Origin of the sequence: Streptomyces sp. NPDC001851 (assembly GCF_040297165.1) — a bacterium.
Classification (GTDB): Bacteria; Actinomycetota; Actinomycetes; order Streptomycetales; family Streptomycetaceae; genus Streptomyces.
In genome coordinates, this window is the sequence record NZ_JBEOYR010000004.1 from 123,647 (window position 1) to 144,893 (window position 21,247).

A 21,247-nucleotide genomic window follows, 5' to 3' on the forward strand; every position below is an offset into this window, starting at 1 on the left:
GCGTCACCGCGGCGCCGTGACCGAGACCAGAGGCTTCCCGTCCTCGGTGCGCACGTCGTAGCGGGCGATCTCCTGCGGGTGCATCGTGGACGAGCCGAGCGCGGTGAAGGTGCCGGTGTCGTGGCCGGGCTGCATCCAGGTGCCGACGGCCTGCTCGGTGCCGTCGCGGCCCACGACGACCAGCCGGCAGGCGTGGGGGCCGGTGCCGTCCTTGACCCGCAGCAGCAGCCGGCTGCCCGTGTCCCCGTCGTCGGCCGTGACCTCGGCCCACACCCCGGTTCTCGGATCGGTCGCCGCGGTGACGTGCGCGGCCGGCGTCTCGTGCCCGGCGAAGGCCACGATCCCCGGACCGGCGACCGCGAGCACCACGGAGGCGGCCAGGCCGTACAGAAAGCGCCGGCGGCGCGCCCGCTGCCGGTGCGCGACCGCGCCGAGCAACCGGTCCAGCAGCCGGGGACCGGGCTGTGCCATGGGGTGCACAAAGCGCGGCGTGGCCCGGCGGTACAGCATCAACTGCCGCGTGGCCGGACCGAATTCGGTCACCTGTGCCGCGCACTGAGGGCACTCCATGAGGTGGTCCTCGAAGCGGAAGGCCTCCGCCTCGTCCAGCACGCCGAGCGCGTACGCGCCGGCGTCGCGATGCCTTTCCAGGGACCTCATGCCGAATCCTCGTGCCGATGGGTGCGGGTGGGGTTACTCCGTGCACCCATCCGTACGCAGCCGACAGCCGAATCACTCAAGCCACCGCAGAATCCCGGACAAGAGATTCGGAGCCGCGCGGCCCGCGGATTGGTCCGATCGCGGAAAAACTTCGCCGCGGCCCGGACCACGGGGTGGGAACGGTGATCAGAACAGGTGGATCGCGAGGTGCCCGAGGGGCAGCCCGAGCCGCCAGGCCGGCGTCCACACCTTCGGCCCGTCGTCCTCGTCGGCCACCGCCCCGCCGCCCGGCACCGCGTCCAGGTCCGGCGCGAGCAGCTCGGTCTCCTCCAGCCACCGCCAGGCGTCCGCCGCGAGGGCCAGGTCGGGCGACCGGGTGCCGGACCGGCCGGCCTGCTCGGTCAGCTCGGCCATGCGCTCGCGCACCCAGTGCTGCCACGGCTGGTCGTAGGCGGTCAGCGAGAGCCAGTTCTCCAGCTGGGAGATCACCCGGATGCCGGACAGCTCCCCGTCGGTGTCGGAGAGGAAGACGGTGAGCGCCAGCGCGTCCCGGCCGGCCCGGAACTCGAAGGACGTCGGCGGCATCAGATCGCCGGTGCGCAGCAGCTCGTCGGCGATGTACTCGGCGTACAACCAGGCCATGGGGACGGCCAGTTCACCGCCGTCGGTGCCGTCCGTGCTCTCGTGCCCTCTGTGCAGCATCCCTTCCTGCCCTTCCTCCGGTGCGTGCGCGTCGCCCGAGCCCGGTCGGGCCGCAGCCCGCCGCCCGGAACGCGGATGAGGACAGCCCATTGCCCGAACGGGGGCCACAGCAAGGCGCTTTGCGAGAGCTTTGCCCTGTTGCCGGTTTCAGTGCAGGTCGGCCGCATAACCCGGAAGGACCCGGCGCAGCGCGCGCAGCGCGTAGTACGCGCGGGACTTCACGGTACCGGGTGGTACGCCCAGGGTCTGCGCCGCTTCCGCCACACTGGCCCCGAGGAAGTACACGAGTAGCAGAACGTCACGGTGTTCCGGCGTGAGTGTCTTCACAGCCCGGCGGACGTCGAGCATCGCGGCGGCCCGCTCGGCGTGATCGGCGGTCACCCGCGCGTTCTCGGGGACCTCGTCGCCGGTCTCCGGGGGCCGTGCCCGGCGGGCCCGCCGGGCGTCGATCGCGAGCCGCCGGGCGACCGTCAGCAGCCAGGGGCGTACCGAGTCGAAGCCCGCGGCGTGCAGCGCCTCGGGGTGCTGCCAGGCGCGCACCAGGGTCTCCTGGACGAGATCCTCCGCCCGCTGCCGGTCGCCGTCGCAGAGCCTGAGCAGCAGGGCGAAGAGCGGGCGGCCGTGCTCGCGCTGGAGCGCGGCCAGTTCGTGTTCGGCGGTCGTCGCCCGGCGGGCCGGTGCCGCCGTCCCGTGGCTGAGTGAGGTTCCGGCCGTCATGGCCGTATGGCAGCGCGGGGCGCGGCCGGGGGACAGGGCGGGCGCGCGGCTCTGCGGCGGACGGTCGATCGGGTCGGCGAACGGTCGGACGAGCGGTTCGGCGCAGCACCGAACGAGCTAATGACAGCGCTCCGGCCGTTTATCCGGCGAGCCAGGTTCGTACCCATATGCCCGATACGGCATTGTCGGTAAATACGACATTCCAGGGGTGAGCTGATGTTCGGACGCAGACAACAGGTGGCCCTGGCGATCACCGCCGTCCTGGCGGTCGCGGCCGCCTGCCAGAACCACGACCGGCAGGAGGCCGGCAGCGCGGGCCCGTCCGGGGCCGCCGCCGGCTTCACCCTCGTCGCCTCCGGTGACGTCCTGCCGCACACCTCCGTCCTCGACCGGGCGGCCCACGACGCCGGCGATGACGGCTTCGACTTCCGGCCCATGCTCTCCGGCGTCGAACCGGTCGTCTCCCGGGCCGATCTGGCGCTGTGTCACATGGAGACCGTCTACGGCGCCGAGGGCGAGTACTCCGGCTACCCCGCCTTCAGAACCCCGCCGCAGATCGCCCAGGGCCTCACCGCGACCGGCTACGACGGCTGCTCCACCGCCTCCAACCACTCCCTGGACGACGGCGCCGACGGCATCCGCCGCACCCTGGACGCCATGGACGAGGCCGGCCTCCGGCACGCCGGCACCGCCCGCTCCGAGGACGAGGCCCGCTCGGTCACCCTCCTCAGGGCCGGTCCCGCCAAGGTCGCACACCTGGCGTACACCTTCGGCACCAACGGCATCCCGCTGCCCGCCGGCCGGTCCTGGGCCGTGAACCTCATCGACGAGCGCCGGATGATCGCCGACGCCCGCGCCGCCCGGCGGGCCGGCGCCGACGTGGTCGTCCTCTCCGTGCACTGGGGCACCGAATGGCAGGACGCGCCGGACCGGCTGCAGCTCACCCTCGCCCGCCGCCTCACCGCCTCCACCACCGGCGGCCGCCCGGACATCGACCTGATCCTCGGCACCCACGCCCATGTCCCGCAGGCGTACGAGAAGGTCAACGGCACCTGGGTGATCTACGGCATGGGCCATCAGATCGCCGGCGAGATGTACAACGGCAAGGGCGCCCGGGACCCGCGCGGCAACGAGTCCACGATCGGCCGGTTCACCTTCGCCCCGCCCGCCCGCGAGGGCGCCCGCTGGCAGGTCACCAAGGCCGAGTTCATCCCGCAGCTCTACGACGTCGGCACCGGCCGGGTGCTGAACCTCAACCGGGCCGTCGCCGACGGCACCGAGCCGGCCGGCGTGCGCGACCGCATCCGGAGCGTGGTGCTCAGCCGCGGGGCCGCCAAGGACGGCCTGGTCATGGGGGAGTGATCAGCCGCCGCTCATGCGGCCGGCTGCTGCGCGGCCAGCGCCGAACGCCGGTAGGAGTAGCCGAAGTAGATCACGCAGCCGATCACGAACCACACCGCGAACCGCACCCAGGTCTGCCACTGCAGGAACGTGATCAGCCAGATCGAGAACACCACGCCCAGCGCGGGCACCGCGGGCATCCCCGGCGTACGGAAGGCGCGCGGCAGCTCCGGCTGCCGGTAGCGCAGCACGATCACGGCCGTGCACACCACCACGAACGCCAGCAGGATGCCGATGTTGGTCAGCTCGGCCGCCTCGCCGATCGGGATGAACCCGGCGATCACGCCGGACGCCGCACCGACGATCCAGGTGACCCGGGTCGGCACGTGCCGCGTCGGATGGGTCTTCGCGAACCACCGGGGCAGCAGCCCGTCCCGGGACATCGAGAACCACACCCGGGTCACGCCCAGCATGAAGGTGAACATCACGGTGAGGATGCCGATGATCGCGCCCACCGCGATCAGGTCCGCGAGCCCGCTCAGGCCGACCGACTCGAACGCCGTGGCGAACCCGCTCTCCTTGTCGATGTGCTGGTAGTTCTGCATGCCGGTGAGCACCAGACAGGCCGCCACGTACAGCACCATCGAGATCACCAGCGAGTAGATGATCGCCTTCGGCATGTGCCGCTGGGCGTCCCGGGACTCCTCGGCAGCCGTCGACATGGCGTCGTAGCCGAACACCGCGAAGAACACGGTCGCCGCACCGGTGAACGCCCCGCCGACGCCGTACGGGAAGAACGGGTGGTAGTTGGCCGTGGTGATGTGGAAGACGCCCACCCCGATCACCAGCAGCACCACCAGCACCTTCAGCGCGACCACGAACGTCTCGAAGCGGGCCGCGCTGCGCATGCCCAGGTTCAGCAGCCAGGCGATCAGCAGACACAGGACCACCGCGAAGAGGTCGACCCGGTGCCCCGGCCCGGTGCCCGGCGCGCCCAGCATCCAGTGCGGCAGCTTCGCGCCCATCGCCTCCACCAGGAAGCCGAAGTAGCCCGAGATGCCGATCGCCACCACCGCCACGATCGCGGTGTACTCCAGCAGCAGGTCCCAGCCGATGAACCAGCCCGCGAACTCGCCGAGCACCGCGTAGCCGTAGGTGTACGCCGACCCCGCCTTCGGGATCAGCCCGGCGAACTCGGCGTACGACAGCGCCGCGCAGGCGCTCGCCACACCGGCGATCAGGAAGGACACCAGCACCGCGGGCCCGGCCGTGCCGTTGGCCACCGTGCCGGCCAGGGTGAAGATGCCGGCGCCGATGATGCCGCCCACCCCGATCGCGGTGAGCTGCCACAGCCCCAGTGAGCGGTCCAGTCGGGCGCCCTCGCCGACTTCGGTCTCCTCGATGTGCTCGATGGGTTTGCGGCGGAGAATCCCCTCACCTGCACGGAGCCTGGCCATCTGCCTCACCTCTTCGCCTTGCGGCAACGGTTGACGGCGGATCATGATGTCTCAGGGGCGCCCCGCTGGGAAGACGCCACGCACGGCCCAGGCCGGTGTCCAGGTGCGCGACGCGGGCCGGGACGGCCGCCGGGCGGCGAGATGGGCGCGCAGGGCGGCGAGCCCGGGGTGGGTGTTGGCCGCGCTCCAGACCAGGGAGTGCGGGTACACCGGCGTCGGGTCGATGAGCGGGATGCGCCGCAGATCGTGCCCGGCGGGCCGGGAGAGCCGGATCCGCTCGCTGACGAGGGTGGCGACCGAGGCGGAGCCGGCGACCGCGTCCAGCAGCGGCTCCCCGTCGAAGCCGGGCACGGCCGAGTCGATGGTCAGCCCGAACTCGGCGGCGAGGGTCGCGTAGTACGCGGCCCACTCGGTGCCGTCCACGAGGCCCGGCATCCAGATCCGGTGCCCGGCCAGCTGCGCCGGGGTCACCGAGCGGGCCCAGGCGAGCGGGTGCCGCGCCCCGGTGAGCAGCTGCACCGGCTCGTCCAGCACCCGGACGGACCGCAGCCCCTCGGGAAGCCGCGTGGTGACCGCGCGGATGGTCGCGTCGATCGTGCCCGCGCGTACGGCGGCCACGGCGGTGCCCGCGTCGAAGAGCGTCACGGCGTCGAGAGCGGTGCCCGGATGCGCCGCGTGGAAGTCGTGCAGCAGGGCCGCCGGTGCCAGCCTGGCCCCGAGCACGTCGACGCGCAGCGGCCGCCCTCCCGGGCGTACCGAGGCCAGGGCCCGCTCCTCGGCCAGCAGCAGTTCCCGGGCGTGCGGCAGGAACGCCTGCCCGTCGGTGGTCGGCTCCGCCCCGCGCGCGGTGCGCGTGAACACCCGCACCCCGAGCTCCTTCTCCAGGGCCGCGATCCGCTTGGACACCGCCTGCTGGGTGATGCCGAGCACGGCCGAGGCCTCCTGGAACTGCCCGGTGTCCACCACGGTCACGAAGGTGCGCACGGCCTTGAGATCCACGCCGCCACCCTACTCGTACAACCAACGGTTGTAGCTCCTGTCCTTCCGGTTGTTTGCTCCGGGCCCGACCTGCCGGTTTTCATGTCCCGGGGCAACGGGAGGTTGTGCATGGGACGGCAGTTCGGGTGGTTGTGGGCCGCGTACTCGGTGAGCGCGGTCGGCACGTATCTCGCCTTCGACGCGTTCTCGGTGATCGCGGTCGTCGCGCTGCACGCCGGGCCGTCCCAGGTGGCGCTGCTCGCCGCGGTCGGACCCGCCGTGGGTGCCGTGGCGGCGGTGCCGCTCGGGCCGTGGGTGGAGTTCCGGCGCAAGCGGCCGGTGATGATGGCGATGGACCTGGTCAGGTTCGCCGCGCTGCTGACCGTCCCGGCCGCCTACGCGCTCGGCGGCCTCGGCCTCGGCCAGCTCCTGGCGGTGTCCGTGATCGCCGCGGCGGCCGACATCGCCTTCAACGCGGCCTCCGGCGCCTTCATGAAAAGTCTCGTACCAGCCGGCCGGCTGCTCACCGCCCAGGCCCGGTTCGAGTCCACGAACTGGACGGCGCTGGTCCTCGGACCACCCCTCGGCGGGGCCGCGATCGGCCTGTTCGGCCCGGTCACGACGGTCGCGGCGAACGCGGTCAGCTTTCTGCTGTCGGCCCTGGGCATCCGCGCCGGCGGCGGTGGCGAGCCCCGCCCCGAGCGCACCGGGGCCGAACGCCTGCGGGCCGCCGACCTGCTGGACGGCTGGCGGCACATCCTCACCAGCCCGGCCCTGCGGCCGCTGTTCTTCAACAACCTCGCGGCCAACGCCCTGATCATGGTCGCCATGCCGCCGCTGGCCGTCCTCATGCTGGGCCCGCTCGGCTTCGCCCCCTGGCAGTACGGCCTCGCCTTCGCCGCGCCCTGCCTCGGCGGCCTCGTCGGCTCCCGGCTGGCCCGTCCGCTCGTCGCCCGCCACGGACAGCACCGGGTGCTGCGCGCCGCCGGCGCCCTGCGCGCCGTCTGGCCCCTCGGGCTGGCCTTCGTCCGGCCCGGGCTGCCCGGACTGCTGCTGGTGATGGTCCTGGAGTTCGGGGTGATCACCTGCTCGGCCGTGTACAGCCCCGTGTACGCCACGCGCCGCCTGGAGTGCACCCCGGACGACCGGGTCGCGCGCACCCTGACCGCCTGGTCGGTCACCGGCAAGGCCACCACGGCCGCCCTGACCGCCCTGTGGGGACTGCTGGCCACCCTCACGGGACCGCGCACCGCGATCGCCGTGGCCGGGACACTGCTGCTGGCCACCCCGCTGCTGCTGGGGCGCCCTACGGGACGACCGTCACCGGCCAGCGCCCCGCCTTCACCAGTCGCACCGCCACTGAGCCGATGATCCGGTGGCCGGCCTGCTCCGAGGCGCCCACGACCACCGCGTCCGCCTTCAGCTCGTCGGCCGCCGTCACCAGCCCGTTGTAGGGGTCGCCGCGGAACGTGTGGAACTCCCAGCGCACCTCGAATATCCCCTTGACCCGCTCGGCCGCCTCGCGGATCTGCTGGATCAGGTCCTCGGCGATCTCGTCGGTCGTCTCCGCCACCGGCGCCCCGAGCGCCGCTCCGGCCGCGAGCACCGGCTGCACGTACACCACGGCCAGCAGCGCGTGCTGCCGCCGGGCGAGCCCGCCCGCGTACGCCGCGGCGCGCAGCGAGGAGTCCGAGCCGTCCACCCCGACCACGATGACCTTCGGTCCGTCCGTGCCCCGCTCGAACTCGTGCGAGGGCGTGCGCTGCTCGTGCTGTTCCGTCACGACGCGAGGCTACCGGAACAGCCCGTTCCGACAGCGCTGCGGGGCTGCCCGGTTCAGCCGGTCTCGACGGGCGAGCCGCGCGCCCGCTTCCTACAGTCGGAACCATGACCGCCAGCGCGGAGCCTCTCGCGGGGAGAGAGCCCACGGCCCGGACACGCCCGCCCGTCGGCGGGCGCCTCGGCTGGGTGCCCGAGGCCTTCGGGACGCTCTTCGCCGCGCTCGGCCTGCTGTGCGCCCTGATCGCGCTCATCGAGCCGCTCCGCGACCTGCTGCAGCCGGTCGTGCACGCCCTCGACCTGGTGCTGGTGCCCATCAGCGCCAACCTCGCGTACGCCGTCTTCCTGTTCCTGCTGGCCGGCGCCACCGCCGCCCGCAAGAAGGTCGCCTGGTGGCTGGTCGTCGTCTATCTCGGCCTGCTCGTCCTCAGCGACGCGTTCGGCGTCGCCCTCGGCATGTACGCCGAATCACTGCCCTCCCTGGTGCTGTGCGGCGTGCTGCTGCTCCTGCTCGTCGTGGCCCGGGGGGAGTTCTACGCCGCCTCCCGCCGTGCCGCCCTGTGGCGGGCGCTCGGCGTGCTGGCGGCCGGACTCGTCCTGGCGATCCTGCTCGGCTGGGGCCTGGTCCTGCTGTTCCCCGGCTCCCTGCCGGCGAGCCAGCACCTGGCCTGGGCCGCCGACCGGGTGTGCGGCGGGCTGGTCCCGAACAGCTCCTTCGCCGGCCGCCCGCCCCGCGAGGTCACCTTCGTGCTCGGCCTGCTCGGCGCCCTCGCCCTGCTGAACGCCGCCGCCACACTGTTCCGCTCCCAGCGCCTGGAAGCCGCCCTGCACGACGACGAGGAGGCCCGCATCCGGGCACTGCTCAGGGCCTACGGCGACCGGGACTCCCTCGGCTACTTCGCCACCCGCCGCGACAAGGCCGTCGTCTTCTCGCCCAGCGGCAAGGCCGCCGTCACCTACCGCGTCGAGGCCGGCGTCTGCCTCGCCAGCGGCGACCCGGTCGGCGACCCCGAGGCCTGGCCGCACGCCATCGCCGCCTGGCTCGACGTGGCCCGCCGCTACGCCTGGGCGCCCGCCGTGATGGGCGCCTCCGAGGACGGCGCCCGTGCCTACGCCCGCGCCGGACTCGGCGCCCTCCAGCTCGGCGACGAGGCGATCGTGCACGTGGCCGCCTTCGATCTCAACGGCCGCGACATGCGGGTGACCCGGCAGGCCGTGCACCGGGTCCGCCGTACCGGAGCCACCTGCCGCATCCGCCGGCACGCCACCCTCACCGAACGCGAGATGGAGGAGATCGTCGACAAGGCCGACGCCTGGCGCGACACCGAGACCGAGCGCGGCTTCTCCATGGCCCTGGACCGGCTCGGCGACCCCGCCGACGGCGACTGCCTGCTCGTGGAGGCCCTCGGTGACGACGGCCGGCTCCTCGCCCTGCTCTCCTTCGTCCCCTGGGGCCGCGACGGCATGTCCCTGGACCTGATGCGCCGTGACCGCGCCGCGCCCAACGGAGTCATGGAGTTCATGGTCGCCGAACTGTGCGCCGTCGCCCCCAAGCTGGGCATCCGCCGGATCTCCCTCAATTTCGCCGTGTTCCGGTCCGTGTTCGAGGAGGGCGCCCGCATCGGCGCCGGACCCGTCCTGAGGCTCTGGCGCCGCCTGCTGCTGTTCTTCTCCCGCTGGTGGCAGCTGGAGGCCCTGTACCGCTCCAACGCCAAATACCACCCCGAGTGGTACCCGCGGTTCCTGTGCTACGGCGACACCGGCGCCCTCGCCCGCATCGGCCTCGCCTCCGGCATCGCCGAAGGCTTCGTCTCCGTACCGTCGTTGCGCAAACTCTGGGGAAAGGGGCACCCGAAGCCGGGGCACCGGCCCGCCACCACGTACGGGCTGCCGCCCCTGACGGCGCTCGGCCTCGACGGAGGGGACCAGGCCGGGTCCGGCGCCCCGGACGCGGGCCTGCCCGACCAGGTCCGCGTCCGGTACCGCAAGCTCGACCAGCTGCGCGCCGCCGGCACCGACCCCTACCCGGTCGGCGTCCCCGCCCCCACCCACGCCCTCGCCGACGTGCCCCCCGGCGAGGAGGTCACCGTGGCGGGACGGATCATGCTGGTCCGGGACTTCGGCGGCATCGCGTTCGCCGTGCTGCGCGACTGGTCCGGCGACCACCAGATCGCGTTCACCCGCGACCGCTCCGGCGCCGCCCTCGACCGCTTCACCGCCGGATGCGACATCGGCGACCACATCACCGCGACCGGCCGGACCGGCCTCAGCGACCAGGGCGAACCCACCGTCTTCGCCACCTCCTGGCAGCTCACCGGCAAGTGCCTGCGCCCGTTGCCCGACAAACGCCGCGGCCTCACCGACCCCGAGGCGAAGGTCCGCCGCCGCTACCTCGACCTCGCCACCAGCCCCGCGGCCCGCACCGTGATCCGGGCCCGCTCCGCCGCCGTACAGGCACTGCGCCAGGGCCTGCTGGACCGGGGGTTCGTGGAGGTCGAGACGCCGATGCTCCAGCCGATCCACGGCGGTGCCACCGCCCGCCCCTTCACCACCCACATCAACGCCTACGACCTCGACCTGTACCTGCGCATCGCCCCCGAGCTGTACCTGAAGCGGCTGTGCGTCGGCGGCCTGGAGAAGGTCTTCGAACTGGGCCGCACCTTCCGCAACGAGGGCGTCTCCCACAAGCACAACCCCGAGTTCACGATGCTGGAGGCCTATCAGGCCTACGCCGACTACGACGTCATGCTCGACCTCACCCGCGAGCTGGTCCAGGGCGCGGCGACCGCCGCGTTCGGCTCCCCGGTGGCCCGCAGGGACGGGCAGGAGTACGACATCTCCGGGCCCTGGCCGGTCAAGACGGTCCACGGCGCGCTCTCCGAGGTGCTGGGCGAGGAGATCGGCCCCGGCTGCGAACTGCTGCGGCTGCACCGGCTGTGCGACCGGGCCGGAGTGCCGTACACCGCCGACGACGGGCCGGGGGACATCGTCCTGGAGATGTACGAGCGGCTCGTCGAGGAGCGCACCCAATTCCCCACCTTCTACAAGGACTTCCCGACCGACGTCTCCCCGCTGACCCGGCAGCACCGCACCGACCCGCGGCTCGCCGAGCGCTGGGACCTGGTCGCCTTCGGTATCGAACTCGGCACCGCCTACTCGGAGTTGACCGACCCCGTTGAACAACGTCGGCGGCTCACCGAGCAGTCGCTGCTGGCCGCCGGCGGCGACCCGGAGGCCATGGAGCTGGACGAGGACTTCCTGCAGGCCCTGGAGTACGCGATGCCCCCGACCGGCGGCCTCGGCATCGGCGTGGACCGGCTGCTGATGTTCCTCACCGGCCTCACCATCCGGGAGACCCTGCCGTTCCCGCTGGTACGCCGCCGCTGACACCCGGCTCCGTGACGGCCCTCCGAGCCCCGCCCCCGAGGAGCGCCCGTGGCAGTCGACGACAACCGTTGGGGGCCGGATCGGCCCGGTGACGGCCGGCCCCCGTCACGGGCGATCAGCGGCCGGTCCGCCGCCCGGGCCGTCCTGTCGGAGACGCCGGCTCGACCCCCGCCCGCTTCCCGGCAGTTGCCGTGAAGTGACCGCTCAGCGGAAGCGCGTGCGGTGGGCCACCACCGCCCCGCGGGTCCGCCGTCCGGGTGTATTGCCGCCGCCGCACCGGTGCCGTTGCGGTGCGCCGGAGTCCGGCGGGGCGACTGATGAGTCATGCAGAATGATCAGCTCTTCACGCGGCGGCGAGTGCTCCTCGGCGGCGCCGCCGCGCTGGGGGCCGCGGGTACCGCCGGAGTCCTCCTGGCGAGCGGCGTCGGGGAGAGCGACGGGACCGCCGCCGCTCCCGTCGCCGGCCCGCAGGCCCGTCAGGCGCTCAAGTCGTCCGCCTTCCGGCTCCAGCCGCTCACCGGTGACGGACCGCCACGGGCCGCGCCGCCCAGGCTGAAGACCCGTAAGGAGCCCATCCTGCGGATCTCCGGGCGCGGCCGGCACATGATGCTGACCTTCGACGACGGCCCCCATCCGGACTACACCCCGCACATCCTGGACACCCTCGCCAAGTACGACGTGCGGGCGATGTTCTTCGTGTGCGGCGAGTGCGTCGTCCAGTACAGGGAGCTGGTCGCCCGGATGGCCGAGGAGGGCCATGTCGTCGGCAACCACACCTGGACGCACCCGCTGCTGACGACGCTCAGGCGCAAGGAGATCCGCTCCGAGATGGAGCGCACGAGCGACATCATCGAGGACACCTACGGCGAGCGGCCGCAGTGGTTCCGCGCCCCCTACGGCGCCTGGAACCGGGCCGCGTTCCAGCTGGGCGCCGAGATGGGCATGGAGCCGATGGCCTGGACGGTCGACACCACCGACTGGGAGACGCCGGGTACCGACGTCATCATCGACCGGGTGGAGAAGGGCGCCGCCCCCGGCGTCGTGGTGCTCTCCCACGACGCCGGGGGCGATCGCTCGCAGACCGTCCACGCGATCCGTGAATGGCTGCCCTATCTGCTCGACTCCGGATACCACCTCACCGTGCCGCGCAGACGCGTGTGAGCACGGCCGTCGGCCGCCCGGCCGCGGTGGTTCAGTTCACCGCGACCAGGCGGGCGAAGACGACGACATTTCCGTCGTAACCGTTCTGCTTGGAAAAACCGCCGCCGCAGGTGATGACCCGCAATTCCGGTGCGCCCTTCGCGCCGTACACGCGGTCACCGGGAAAACCGGCTTTGGAGAACACCTCGACACCGTACGTCTCGAACACCGCGGTCTTTCCGTCCTTGCGCAGGACCTCGATGCGGTTTCCCTTTTTCAGGGCCCCCAGCCCGTAGAACACGGCGGGGCCCTGTTTGTTGTCGACGTGCCCGACGATCACGGCGGTGCCGTTCTCGCCGGGGGAGACCGCACCTGTGAACCAGCCCGCCAGGTTGGGGTCTTCCGGCGGCGGCGCGGCGACCCAGCCGTCCGTGTCCAGGCCGACGGGCGTGACCGGGGCGTCCACCTGGATCGCGGGGATCCGGACCCGGTCGACGGCGGAGAACGCGAGCGGCGCCGGACCGGCCGTGAAGGTGCCCAGGCCGGTCCGGCTGTCCGGGGCCGCCGCCGAAGCGGGCTGCGGCGGACCGACGTCGAACTCCCCCGAACCGTTCCGGATGAGGGCGAGACCGGTCAGCAGCAGAAGCGCTATCACGCCCCACGGGGCGCGCTTCCTCCGCCGCTCCTCCGCCTCGGCAAGCTGGGTCAGCTCGGACGCAGACATTCGCCATCCCCTCTCGACGCGGTCGTCGCCACGTCCCGCACGCTTGGGAAAACGCTAAATCCCGCGCGGGCGCCGGGCGACGGGGCAAGTGGCGAACGGGTGGCCGACAGGCCTTGTGGTGCGCCATCCGAGTTGCCGTTCCCAGGAATTTTCTGACGGTCCGTGACCTGCAGGAATATCAGATTGTGTGCTTTTCCGTCGGCGTGTCGTCTCACCAGGACGGACGATTCTCGACATGCGGGCGTGTTCCGCGCGCTTGAGGGTCTTCCCGGGAGGCGTTTTCTCGCCGAACCACCGGGGACGGGACCCGGGGCGCCTCTCGCGGAGGATCACATGCGAAATCAACGTGCCCTGGCGGCGGCGTGCACCGCGGTCGCCGTGCTCGGGCTCGCCGCCCCTGTGGCCGTCGCGGACGGCATGGGCAACGGCGGCGGCCCGTCCAACCCCGGCGTGGGAGTGAACCCAGGCGTGGGGGTGGCACCCGGTGTAGGGGTGGCCCCCGGCGTGGGGGTGGCGCCCGGCGTGGGGGTGGCGCCCGGCGCGGGCCTGGACCCGGACAGCGGCTTCAGCGGAAACTTCAACATCAACGGCCACTTCAGCAACAACCGCCGCTTCGGCGACGGCGGCCGTGACCGGGACCGTGACCGGGACCGGGACCGTGACCGTGACCGGGGCCGCGGCGACGAGGGCGGCCGGGACCGGGGCCGCGGCGACGACTTCGGCCGTGGCGACGACTTCGGCCGTGGCGATGACTTCGGTGGCCATGGCAATGGCGGCGGCCGGGGCGACGACTTCCGAGGCCCGCGGAACATCATCGTCATGCCCGGCCTGGTCGCGGCCGGCGGCCGGCTCACCATCACCGTGGACGGCTGCCGCGGCGGCACGGCGTCCTCCCGCGCCTTCCCCACCACCGAGCTCAACCCGTTCCGCGACGACACCGCGCGAGGCACCGCCAGGATCGACGACGACGCCCGTCCCGGCCGGTACGACATCACCGTCCGCTGTGACGGCAGGACCCTGACCCGCCAGCACGCGTTCACCGTGATCGGCGGTGTCCAGGGCGGTTTCGGCGGCAGCATCACCAGTGGTGCCACGCCGACCGACATGGCCATCGGCGGCGGACTCGTGGCCTCCGCGGTCATCGGCGGCGGCGCGTTCTGGCTCCGCCGGCGGCACGAGAGGCGGATCTGAGGCCCCGTCGTCCTGCCCACCGACCCGTCCTCCGCGCACGGCGCACACCGGCACGGCGCACATCGGCACGGCGATCGCCCCGGTCCCCCCACGGGGAGCCGGGGCGAGGACGTCCTCGGGGACGCTTCCGCGGCCGGGCGGCTAACCGGTGATGCCCGGGAACAGGTTCACGAACGGCTCCGCGGTCACCGCGATGCCCCGGCTGTAGGGGGCGTCGAAGTCCCAGATGAGGAACAGCATGAACGCGATGGTCGCGGAGAACAGCCCGGCCAGCACCAACTCGCGTTTGGTGCGCCGGATCTGCAGCGCGAACACCATGCCGACGGTGACCAGCGCCCCGGTGAGCAGCCCCCACCACACCACCGGCGGCATGGTGGCCCCGGTGGAGTCGGCGCGGGCGTTGCGCGCCTGGTCGGCCGCGGTGATCTGGTCCAGCAGGGGCTGGTAGGCCTGCGCCTCGAAGTCGTTCTTCGGCTGGTAGTCGGTGACGTCCTGGCGGACCCTCTGGAGCAGTTCGGTGCCGTGGTCGGAGACGCGCTCGTCGCGGGCCATCGTGTTCCACTCGTGGTGTACGACGTAGCCGACATAGGCGTTGACATCGTCCCGGATCCGGTCACGGACCTCCGGCGGATAGACCCGGACGCGCTCCGAGATCTCGTGCAGCGCCTGGGCCTCCGACTGCACGTAGTCCTGGGCCGAGCTGCGGGCCTCCCACACGCCCGCGATGGCCAGACCGAGGACGATGGCGTACACGACGCCGATCCACATCGTCATGTACTCGATGACATCCGGGGTCTCGCTGGGGTCCTCGTCCTCGGGAGCCCGCTTGTGCCGTACGAAGGTGACGACGATCACCACGGCACAGGCCGCCAGCATCGCGAGGACGAGAACAAGCCAATCCGACAACGGGTGCCTCCAGAAGTGGGGGGGCCGGCGCGTCAGCGCGGGCGCAGGGCCGCGACGGCGACGATCGCCGGAACGGTGATGAGCAGGACGTAGGTGACCGGCGTGGTGTGGCCGGGCGCGGTGTGCGCGGTGGGGTGCGGGTGGTACGCCGGATAGCTGACGGGCGTCGCCGGCGGCCGCTGAAAGGGCCTCGGCCTCGGCTTGGGCACCGGCCTCGCCTGGGGCGCCGGCGTGGGCGCGGGCGTCGGTGCCGGCCGCGGTGCGGGCGGAGCCGGGGCGGGCCTGGCCGGCGGCTTCGGCTTCGGGCTGGGTCTGGGCGCAGGGCGCGGAACCGGCGTCGGCTTCGGCGGTGTCGGCTTGGGCGCCGGGGGCGGGGTGGGTGTGGGCGTGGGCGTGGGTGTGGGGGTGGGTGCCGGCGGGGTGGGCTCGGGGCAGGCCGGCGGCGCGGGCCAGTGGTGGCTGCCGGCGTAGGCCGTCGCCACCGTGCCCTCCGGGCCCGTGGAGGCGTACGCACAGGCGTCGGCCGACGCGCTCCCGACCGGACAGCCCACCAGGGTCCAGGTCAGCGTCATCAGGGCCAACACCCGTGCGGCGGGGGCGCGTCGGGTCGCTTCGGGTCCATGCACGACGGAGATCATGGGGTGCCGAACCCGGCTGTATGCCGTAGTGCGCCGGGATTGCTCCGAAGGGAGGACATCATGCGATCAATGGTTTGAATCAGTGATGTATGCACCAGGCGTGACATGTACGCCTGTACGAGCCTCCCGTGGCGGCATGCCCCACCGGATCCGGCGGGGTCCGGAAAGAATTTCCTGAAGAACTTCCCCTCCCCGTTGAACGCTCCCGCCCCCTCGGTGCGTACCCATGACCGTGCGGCGGCGCGGCAGAGCGCTGCAACATCCAGGCGATTATGGGGAGTTGGACATGAAGACCTCCTGGCGGACCGCCTCACTGGTGGCCACAGCCGCCTCGGTGCTGGCGCTGACGACGGCGTGCGGTCAGGACAACAGCACCACCCCGGCGTCGGCGGCGCAGAACGTCGGCGCCACGGCACCCGCGGGCAGCCCGACCAACGGCGCCGGTACCGGCACCGGAACGGGCAACGGCTACGGTGCCGACGGCAACCAGGCCTCCAGCTCCCCGGCCCAGGCCGCGCCCGCGGGCAAGCTGACCGTGGCCACCAACCCCGACCTGGGCAACGTACTGACCGACGGCTCCGGCCTCACCCTGTACCGGTTCGACAAGGACACCGCCAACCCGCCCAAGTCGAACTGCAACGGCGACTGCGCCACCACCTGGCCGCCGGTGCCCGCCGACGACGCCACCGCCGGCGCCGGCATCGACAAGGCGCTGCTGGGTGAGGTCACCCGCGCCGACGGCAGCAAGCAGCTCACCATCGGCGGCTGGCCCGCCTACCGCTACGCCAAGGACGTCAACGCCGGTGACGTCAACGGCCAGGGCGTCGGCGGCAAGTGGTTCGCGCTCGCCCCCAACGGCAAGAAGGCCTCCCTGTCCTCCCTGCCGGGACTGTCCGTGCGCAAGGACCCCAAGCTCGGCGACATCGTCGTGGACAAGAACGGCAGGACGGTCTACCGCTTCCTGAAGGACAAGGCCTGGCCGAAGCCCGTCTCGAACTGCACCGGGGCCTGCCTGGAGAAGTGGCCGGCCGTGGGCATCGTCAAGCCCGAGGACACCAAGGGCGTCAAGAAGAAGGGCCTGATGGGCTTCACCCGTCCCGACGGTGTGCAGCAGATGACCGTCAACTGCTGGCCGATCTACACCTTCTCCGGCGACAAGGCCCCCGGGGACACCAACGGTCAGGGCGTCGGCGGCACCTGGTACGCCGTCTCGCCCGACGGCAAGCCGGTCGGCGCGCCGGGCCACTAGTGCCCCGGCACCGGTGCACTGGATCACCTCCCCAGGGTCGATCGCCCCGCCCGGCCCGGAGCGCCACCGCAGGTCCGCCCCCTCCGCACCGCACGGAGGGGGCGGACCGTTCTGTGTGCTCCGGAGCCTTGGCGTCCCGTACTCGCAAGACGGGCAAACCCCGGCACACGCGACAGCGACTTCGCAGGCTGTGACCGGGAACGGACGGTCAATTTCCGGTTTGGCTCGCTCCTTTCGCGGGCGATCAGTAGCCTCAGCTCGAACACCGGATCGCCTGTCCCTGTCGCCTACGCCTTGGAGTGATACATGGAGCGCCCCGCCTGGGCCCCCCGGAGCATCGACATCTCGGTGCCGAGCGTCTCGCGGATCTACGACTACTACCTGGGCGGTTCGCACAACTTCGAGGTGGACCGGGAAGCGGCCCGCAAGGCGCTGGGGTTCATGCCGGGCCTGCCGAAGATCATGCAGGCCAACCGGGCGTTCATGCGCCGCGCCGTACGGTTCGCGGCCGGCGAGGGCATCACCCAGTACCTCGACATCGGATCCGGCATCCCGACCTTCGGCAACGTCCACGAGGTGGCCCAGGCGGCCGCGCCGGGCGCCCGTGTGGTCTACGTCGACCACGACCCGGTCGCCGTCGCGCACAGCCAGGCGGTACTGGCGGGCAACGACGCCGCGGACATCGTCGCCGCGGACCTGCGCAAGCCGCAGGAGATCCTGTCTAGCCCCCAGGTGGAGCGGCTGATCGACCTGAACCGGCCAGTCGCGCTCCTCCTCGTTGCCATACTGCACTTCGTGGAAGACGCGGACGACCCCTATGGTGCGGTGGCCGAGCTGCGCGACGCGCTCGCGCCCGGCAGCCTGCTGATCCTGACCCATGCCTCGTACGAGGGAATCCCGGTGCCCGCCGAGCGGGCCGAGGGCGCGGTGGACGTATACAAGGACATTCGCAGCCCGCTGATCATGCGCTCGCGCGACCGGATCGCGCGGTTCTTCGAGGGGTACGACATGGTGGAACCGGGACTGGTGCCGATGCCGCACTGGCGGCCGGAGTCGGCGCCGGAGGACGAGGATCCGTTCGCCTTCTCGGGGTTCGCCGGCGTGGGGCGTACGGCGTGAGGGCCGAGCCGGACGGGCCGGAGGACAGACTGCGCCGGTTCACCACGATCTGGAGCCGGGCGGTCTACCCGGTGACCTCCACCTCGCTGACCCGCGCCGAGTTCGAGGAACAACTCCTTCCGCTCGCACGCCGGTTGAGCGAGCTGCTGCGCGCGCACGGCTTCGACGCGGACGGCGCCAAGGCGGTCGGCGCCGCCCTGGTCGACGCCCACTGCACGGACCCCGAGGCGCTCGCCCGCACCCTGGACTGCGTCGACGCCTATCTGGTGCTGTACTGCGCCGAGGACGGCCCCCAGGACGAACCCCGGCTGCGCTCCTCGCGGTTGCAGCACGCGATGGCCGCCGGGTACGCCGGGGCGCTGCGCGAGCGCACCCGCGCCGAGCAGGAGTCCATCGCCCAGGCCGCGTTGCAGGCCCAGGGCGTGGTCGCCCAGGCGCTGCACGCCAGCGAGGCGCGCTTCCGCGCGGTCTTCGAGGGCGCCGCCATAGGGATCGGCATCGCCGACCTCGACGGCAACGTCCTCCAGGTCAACGGGGCGTTGATGCGCATGTTCGGGCTCTCCTCGCACACGCTGCGCGACCGCCGCGTCCAGGACTGGGTGCACCCCGAGGACGCGCCGCAGACCTGGAAGCTCTACGACGAACTCGTCCGCGGCGAGCGCGAGCACTACCACCTCGAAAAGGCCTTCAACCGGCCCGACGGCACGGTCCTGTGGACCAATCTGACGGTCTCCCTGCTGCGGGACGCCGACGGCAGACCGCAGTACCAGCTCGCCCTCATGGAGGACACCACCGAGCGCCGGCTGCTCAACCTCCGGCTGCGCTACGAGGCGACGCACGACGCGCTCACCGGCCTGCCCAACCGCACGCTGTTCTTCGAGCGCCTGGAGAAGGTGCTGAACGCGGGGGAGGGGCAGCGCTTCGGCCTGTGCTACCTCGACCTGGACGGCTTCAAGACCGTCAACGACAGCCTCGGGCACGCGGCCGGCGACCGGCTGCTGGTGGAGGTCGCCGACCGGCTGCAGTCCTGTGCGACCGCGCCCGGCGAGATGGTCGCCCGGCTGGGCGGCGACGAGTTCGTGGCCCTGACGACCGGCCCCGGCACCGCGCGCAAGGTGGACGAGCTCGCCGAGCGGATCATGAACGCGCTGGTCACCCCGGTCAGTATCGACGGCCGTGACCTGCTGGTGCGCGGCAGCCTCGGCATCGTCGAGGGCCCGGCGGGCGAGCGCACGGCGGCGGAGGTGCTCCGCAGCGCGGACATCACCATGTACCGGGCCAAGTCCGCGGGCGGCAACCGCTCCGAACTCGCCGACCCGGAGGCCGACGCCCGCGCGATCACCCGCCACGGCCTGACGACGGCCCTCCCGACGGCCCTGGAACGCGGCGAGTTCTTCATCGAGTACCAGCCGCTCGTCCACCTCGGCGACGGCAGCGTCCGCGGCGCCGAGGCCCTGGTCCGCTGGCTGCACCCGCAGCACGGCGTGCTGGGCCCCGACCGCTTCATCCCGCTCGCCGAGCACACCGGTCTGATCGTGCCGCTCGGCCGCTGGGTCCTGGAGGAGTCCATCCGCCAGGCCCGCGCCTGGCGAGAACGCCATGGCGAGGACCAGACCGCCGGGCCCCTGCGCATCAACGTCAACCTCTCGCCGTGCCAGCTCAGCCATCCCCGCCTGGTCCAGGACACCGTCGACATCCTGGAGCGCGCGGGGGTGGCCCCGGAAGCCCTGTGCCTGGAGGTCACCGAGTCCGCGCTCATCGGCGCCGACGACGATCTGCTCAAACCCCTGCACCGGCTCGCCGAGATGGGCGTCGACATCGCCCTGGACGACTTCGGCACCGGCTACTCCAACCTCGCCAACCTGCGCCGCCTGCCGGTGCGCGTCCTCAAGCTGGACCGCTCCTTCACCCAGGGCATGCAGCAGTTCCCCGCCGACCCCGTCGACCTGAAGATCGTGGAGGGCATCGTCTCCCTCGCCCACAGCCTCGACCTCGCCGTGACGGTCGAGGGCGTGGAGACCGGCGCCCAGGCCGAACAACTCCGGGTACTGGGCTGCGACACGGCCCAGGGCTGGTACTACGCCCGCCCGGGTCCACCCGAGCGGCTGCACGACCTCGCGCTGGTGGACGCAACCGGCTGAGTTCTTCAGGAAGCGGCGGCGCAGTTCCCCGCGGGACGCGGGGAACTGCGCGGGCGACCACACCGCACTCGCACGCGCGAAGACGCTTGTCCGGCAGGCGAGTTCGCACGGAAGACACCCTCACCGCTCAAGAAGCATCCGCTGCAATTCCCTGGCGGCCCTCGGCGGCGCCACATCACTGCGGTGGGCCAACGCGATCGTCCGGTGCAGCCCGGGACGGGCCAGCGGCGTCACCCTGAGTCCCGGACCGGCCCGGGTGGCAACCATCCGCGGCACCACGGCAACCCCCAGCCCGGCCCGCACAAACCCCAGCACCGCATCCATCTCACCCCCCTCGACCGCGAACTCCGGCTCGAACCCGGCGGAGCGGCACGCCGCCACGGTCAGCTCCCGCAGGTCGTACCCGTGCCGGAACATCACCAGCCGCTCACCCTCCAGATCGTCGATGCGGACGGCCCGTCCGCCCCGGCCGGGCGCCGGCGCCTCGGGTGAGGACACCACCACCAGTTCCTCCCGGAGCAGTTCCACCGTCGACAGCGCGGGTGCCGGCGTGGGCAGCGGCAGCACGATCAGCGCAAGATCGAGGGCACCGCGCGCCAGCTCCCGCACCAGGTCGTGCGAGCCGCCCTCCTCGATCAGCAGCTGGATGCCGGGATACCGGTCGTGGAAGGCGCGCAGCACATCCGGCAGCAGACCGGTGCACAGGCTCGGCGTCGCCCCCAGCCGTACCCGGCCCCGCCGCAGCTGCACCAGCTCCTGCACCTCGTACCGTGCCGTGTCCGCGTCGGCCAGGATCCGCCGGGCCAGCGGCAGCAGCGCCTCACCGGCGTCGGTCAGCGTGATGTTGCCCCGCGCGCGCAGGAACAGATCCGCGCCCAGCTCCCGCTCCAGCGCCTTGATCTGCTGCGACAGCGACGGCTGGGCGACATGCACCAGCTCGGCTGCGCGCGTGAAGTGCCGGGCCTCGGCGACGGCCACGAAGTACTGGAGCTGCTGGAACTGCATACTGCGATGATAGTTCTCGCCTATGGAAACAAGCTGGACCATGTCTTGGACCGATCGGCTCCCGCGGCCCTAGCGTGCTGTTCCATGGCTCTGGCAACGCGGACGGACCGACG

General features: G+C 72.3%; 18 protein-coding genes and 1 pseudogene. 9 read left to right on the forward strand and 10 right to left on the reverse strand.

The window, feature by feature from the left end; all coding sequences use genetic code 11:
- Nucleotides 1-3 precede the first annotated feature (3 nt).
- From ABT171_RS07215 to ABT171_RS07225, 3 genes are all read right to left on the reverse strand, one after another.
- Nucleotides 4-660 (reverse strand): zf-HC2 domain-containing protein, encoded by a 657-nt coding sequence (locus ABT171_RS07215; RefSeq protein ID WP_351240706.1) that lies wholly within the window; start codon nucleotides 658-660, stop codon nucleotides 4-6.
- 186 nt (nucleotides 661-846) lie between these two features.
- Complete coding sequence (locus ABT171_RS07220; RefSeq protein ID WP_351240708.1) at nucleotides 847-1,362, reverse strand: hypothetical protein; 516 nt, start codon at nucleotides 1,360-1,362, stop codon at nucleotides 847-849.
- Between the two features lie 147 nt (nucleotides 1,363-1,509).
- Nucleotides 1,510-2,079 (reverse strand): sigma-70 family RNA polymerase sigma factor, encoded by a 570-nt coding sequence (locus ABT171_RS07225; protein WP_351240710.1) that lies wholly within the window; start codon nucleotides 2,077-2,079, stop codon nucleotides 1,510-1,512.
- A gap of 216 nt (nucleotides 2,080-2,295) precedes the next feature.
- Here ABT171_RS07225 and ABT171_RS07230 point away from each other — a divergent pair, with 216 nt between their 5' ends.
- Nucleotides 2,296-3,441: a CapA family protein gene (locus ABT171_RS07230; protein WP_351240712.1), complete on the forward strand. Its 1,146-nt coding sequence runs from the start codon at nucleotides 2,296-2,298 to the stop codon at nucleotides 3,439-3,441.
- An 11-nt stretch (nucleotides 3,442-3,452) separates the two neighbouring features.
- Here ABT171_RS07230 and ABT171_RS07235 read toward each other — a convergent pair whose 3' ends face one another.
- Both ABT171_RS07235 and ABT171_RS07240 read right to left on the reverse strand, forming a co-directional pair.
- A complete protein-coding gene (locus tag ABT171_RS07235; protein WP_351240714.1) occupies nucleotides 3,453-4,877 on the reverse strand; it encodes an amino acid permease in 1,425 nt (474 codons plus the stop codon).
- Nucleotides 4,878-4,928: 51 nt separating this feature from the next.
- Complete coding sequence (locus ABT171_RS07240; RefSeq protein WP_351240716.1) at nucleotides 4,929-5,876, reverse strand: LysR family transcriptional regulator; 948 nt, start codon at nucleotides 5,874-5,876, stop codon at nucleotides 4,929-4,931.
- Nucleotides 5,877-5,984: 108 nt separating this feature from the next.
- Here ABT171_RS07240 and ABT171_RS07245 point away from each other — a divergent pair, with 108 nt between their 5' ends.
- Nucleotides 5,985-7,226, forward strand: a complete 1,242-nt coding sequence (locus tag ABT171_RS07245; RefSeq protein WP_351240718.1) for an MFS transporter — start codon at nucleotides 5,985-5,987, stop codon at nucleotides 7,224-7,226.
- Here the strand turns inward: ABT171_RS07245 and ABT171_RS07250 are convergent.
- Nucleotides 7,162-7,638: a universal stress protein gene (locus ABT171_RS07250; RefSeq protein WP_351240720.1), complete on the reverse strand. Its 477-nt coding sequence runs from the start codon at nucleotides 7,636-7,638 to the stop codon at nucleotides 7,162-7,164. The genes ABT171_RS07245 and ABT171_RS07250 overlap by 65 nt on opposite strands.
- Before the next feature lie 104 nt (nucleotides 7,639-7,742).
- Between ABT171_RS07250 and lysX the strand changes: the two genes are divergently transcribed.
- Together lysX and ABT171_RS07260 are read left to right on the forward strand one after the other, a co-directional pair.
- A complete protein-coding gene (gene lysX / locus ABT171_RS07255; RefSeq protein ID WP_351240722.1) occupies nucleotides 7,743-11,021 on the forward strand; it encodes a bifunctional lysylphosphatidylglycerol synthetase/lysine--tRNA ligase LysX in 3,279 nt (1,092 codons plus the stop codon).
- A 324-nt stretch (nucleotides 11,022-11,345) separates the two neighbouring features.
- Nucleotides 11,346-12,182, forward strand: a complete 837-nt coding sequence (locus tag ABT171_RS07260; protein WP_351240724.1) for a polysaccharide deacetylase family protein — start codon at nucleotides 11,346-11,348, stop codon at nucleotides 12,180-12,182.
- Nucleotides 12,183-12,213: 31 nt separating this feature from the next.
- On the opposite strand, the gene ABT171_RS07265 is transcribed toward ABT171_RS07260, so the two are convergent.
- On the reverse strand, nucleotides 12,214-12,885 hold the full coding sequence (locus ABT171_RS07265; protein WP_351240726.1) for a class F sortase: 672 nt from the start codon (nucleotides 12,883-12,885) through the stop codon (nucleotides 12,214-12,216).
- A gap of 748 nt (nucleotides 12,886-13,633) precedes the next feature.
- Between ABT171_RS07265 and ABT171_RS07270 the strand changes: the two are divergent.
- Nucleotides 13,634-14,076: pseudogene (locus tag ABT171_RS07270) on the forward strand (hypothetical protein).
- A gap of 141 nt (nucleotides 14,077-14,217) precedes the next feature.
- On the opposite strand, the gene ABT171_RS07275 reads toward ABT171_RS07270, so the two are convergent.
- Together ABT171_RS07275 and ABT171_RS07280 are read right to left on the reverse strand one after the other, a co-directional pair.
- Nucleotides 14,218-14,982: a bestrophin-like domain gene (locus ABT171_RS07275; protein WP_351240728.1), complete on the reverse strand. Its 765-nt coding sequence runs from the start codon at nucleotides 14,980-14,982 to the stop codon at nucleotides 14,218-14,220.
- Nucleotides 14,983-15,014: 32 nt separating this feature from the next.
- Complete coding sequence (locus ABT171_RS07280; protein ID WP_351240730.1) at nucleotides 15,015-15,191, reverse strand: hypothetical protein; 177 nt, start codon at nucleotides 15,189-15,191, stop codon at nucleotides 15,015-15,017.
- Between ABT171_RS07280 and ABT171_RS07285 the strand changes: the two genes are divergently transcribed.
- The 4 genes from ABT171_RS07285 (at nucleotide 15,184) to ABT171_RS07300 (ending at nucleotide 20,129) form a co-directional block, all read left to right on the forward strand.
- Nucleotides 15,184-15,453, forward strand: a complete 270-nt coding sequence (locus ABT171_RS07285; protein WP_351240732.1) for a hypothetical protein — start codon at nucleotides 15,184-15,186, stop codon at nucleotides 15,451-15,453. The genes ABT171_RS07280 and ABT171_RS07285 overlap by 8 nt on opposite strands.
- 453 nt (nucleotides 15,454-15,906) lie before the next feature.
- The gene (locus tag ABT171_RS07290; RefSeq protein WP_351240734.1) at nucleotides 15,907-16,869 is read left to right on the forward strand and encodes an SCO0930 family lipoprotein; all 963 of its coding nucleotides are present in this window, start codon (nucleotides 15,907-15,909) and stop codon (nucleotides 16,867-16,869) included.
- Between the two features lie 306 nt (nucleotides 16,870-17,175).
- Nucleotides 17,176-17,988, forward strand: coding sequence for an SAM-dependent methyltransferase (locus ABT171_RS07295; RefSeq protein WP_351240736.1), 813 nt, complete (start codon nucleotides 17,176-17,178; stop codon nucleotides 17,986-17,988).
- On the forward strand, nucleotides 17,985-20,129 hold the full coding sequence (locus ABT171_RS07300; RefSeq protein ID WP_351240738.1) for a putative bifunctional diguanylate cyclase/phosphodiesterase: 2,145 nt from the start codon (nucleotides 17,985-17,987) through the stop codon (nucleotides 20,127-20,129). Before ABT171_RS07295 ends, ABT171_RS07300 begins: the two co-directional genes overlap by 4 nt.
- A gap of 120 nt (nucleotides 20,130-20,249) precedes the next feature.
- Here the strand turns inward: ABT171_RS07300 and ABT171_RS07305 are convergent, their stop codons facing one another.
- Nucleotides 20,250-21,134 carry a LysR family transcriptional regulator gene (locus tag ABT171_RS07305; RefSeq protein WP_351240740.1) on the reverse strand — a complete coding sequence of 295 codons (885 nt, stop codon included), beginning with the start codon at nucleotides 21,132-21,134 and terminating at the stop codon, nucleotides 20,250-20,252.
- Nucleotides 21,135-21,247 lie beyond the last annotated feature (113 nt).

Excerpts from the sequence above, each read along its gene's own strand:
- ABT171_RS07295 (WP_351240736.1), top strand. The coding sequence starts at position 17,176 with ATGGAGCGCCCCGCCTGGGCCCCCCGGAGCATCGACATCTCGGTGCCG.
- ABT171_RS07235 (WP_351240714.1), bottom strand. The coding sequence starts at position 4,877 with ATGGCCAGGCTCCGTGCAGGTGAGGGGATTCTCCGCCGCAAACCCATC.
- ABT171_RS07305 (WP_351240740.1), bottom strand. The coding sequence starts at position 21,134 with ATGCAGTTCCAGCAGCTCCAGTACTTCGTGGCCGTCGCCGAGGCCCGG.
- lysX (WP_351240722.1), top strand. The coding sequence starts at position 7,743 with ATGACCGCCAGCGCGGAGCCTCTCGCGGGGAGAGAGCCCACGGCCCGG.
- ABT171_RS07290 (WP_351240734.1), top strand. The coding sequence starts at position 15,907 with ATGAAGACCTCCTGGCGGACCGCCTCACTGGTGGCCACAGCCGCCTCG.
- ABT171_RS07265 (WP_351240726.1), bottom strand. The coding sequence starts at position 12,885 with ATGTCTGCGTCCGAGCTGACCCAGCTTGCCGAGGCGGAGGAGCGGCGG.
- ABT171_RS07230 (WP_351240712.1), top strand. The coding sequence starts at position 2,296 with ATGTTCGGACGCAGACAACAGGTGGCCCTGGCGATCACCGCCGTCCTG.
- ABT171_RS07260 (WP_351240724.1), top strand. The coding sequence starts at position 11,346 with ATGCAGAATGATCAGCTCTTCACGCGGCGGCGAGTGCTCCTCGGCGGC.
- ABT171_RS07215 (WP_351240706.1), bottom strand. The coding sequence starts at position 660 with ATGAGGTCCCTGGAAAGGCATCGCGACGCCGGCGCGTACGCGCTCGGC.
- ABT171_RS07245 (WP_351240718.1), top strand. The coding sequence starts at position 5,985 with ATGGGACGGCAGTTCGGGTGGTTGTGGGCCGCGTACTCGGTGAGCGCG.
- ABT171_RS07225 (WP_351240710.1), bottom strand. The coding sequence starts at position 2,079 with ATGACGGCCGGAACCTCACTCAGCCACGGGACGGCGGCACCGGCCCGC.
- ABT171_RS07220 (WP_351240708.1), bottom strand. The coding sequence starts at position 1,362 with ATGCTGCACAGAGGGCACGAGAGCACGGACGGCACCGACGGCGGTGAA.